1 protein-coding gene is annotated in these 1,281 nt (G+C 63.2%); it reads right to left on the bottom strand.

What is annotated here, in order from left to right:
* Positions 1-405 precede the first annotated feature (405 nt).
* On the bottom strand, positions 406-1,281 hold an 876-nt coding region (locus ACJH6I_RS31780), incomplete at its 5' end, for an AMP-binding protein (RefSeq protein ID WP_406785192.1).

The raw sequence follows: 1,281 nt of genomic DNA on the forward strand, positions 1-1,281 counted from the left end.
GGACGAAGACCGCCGACCAAATCCTAGCCAGCATCGGGAACTACTGCACTCGAATTAATGACTCAAGACACTAGCTCGCTCGCCCGAGCCGCGGCGCCGGTGTCATCAATACCCACCGAGTGGAAGCCTTGGCACGCGAACAGGTCGGCGGCGGCCTCAAGTAGCAATTTGCGGCGCAAGCCAGACGCGTTCGTGCCTCCTATCAGTTCGTCGCGATCATTACGTGTGGAGTGCTCCGCAGAACGATAGTCCTATCGACGCCCGGGTTTCCTGCGTCGACACCCACCGCACCGTCTTCGAAAAGGACAACGCAACTGCTGAACTCGGCCGTTGTTGCCAAATTCTCGCATCAGCACGTCGATTGAGAGACCCTGCCCCGAACCCGCGAGGCGCTGCGCAGGCCACTCAGCGCAGAACGACTCCGGCCTCGATGCCTGTGAACTGCGTACGCAGCTCGGTCTTGAGCAGCTTGCCGGTGGCGTTGCGTGGCAGTTCGTCGACGAAGTGCACGTCGCGCGGGCACTTGAAATGTGCCAGCCGCTCACGACACCAGTCCACTATCTCTTGGGCGCTCGGCGCTTCCACCGCGGGTTGGGCGACGACGACCGCGACGACGCGTTCCCCCCACTTCGCGTCCGCGCCTCCGATCACAGCGGCGTCGAGTACCTCCGGGTGGCGGAACAGAACCTGCTCGACCTCGATCGGGTAGACGTTCTCGCCGCCGGAGATGATCATGTCCTTCTTGCGGTCGACGAGGGTGATGTATCCCTCGGCGTCCATGCGTCCGAGGTCGCCCGTGTGGAACCAGCCTCCGCGGAACGCCTCAGCGCTCGCCTCGGGCTTCATCCAGTAGCCTGTAAACACGTTGGGGCCACGCACAATCAACTCACCCACAGTGTCGATCGCGACTTCGCGATCGTGGTCGTCGACGATGCGAGCGTCGACGTGCATCGCCACGCGGCCAATCGACCCCGCCCGAGTGCTGGTGTTCTCGGCGTCCAGGACGGTCACCAACGGGGCGGTCTCGGTCATGCCGAAGCCCTCGGTGAAGGGCACACCACGCTCGCGCATGAAATCGATCACCGTCAGGGGAACGGGTGACCCGCCGCCCATAGCGAAACGCAGCGCGGACAGGTCGAAGGAGTCGAAGTCGGGCACCTTCATGAGCGCGGCCCACATGGCCGGCACCATGAACTGAATCGTTAGGGTCTGCTGCACGAATAGGTGACATCTGAGTTGGCTTGCCCAGCATGGGCGGGCTGGAAGGATGTCCCCATGGCA

This window comes from Mycobacterium sp. SMC-13, from assembly GCF_045311035.1.
GTDB lineage: Bacteria > Actinomycetota > Actinomycetes > Mycobacteriales > Mycobacteriaceae > Mycobacterium.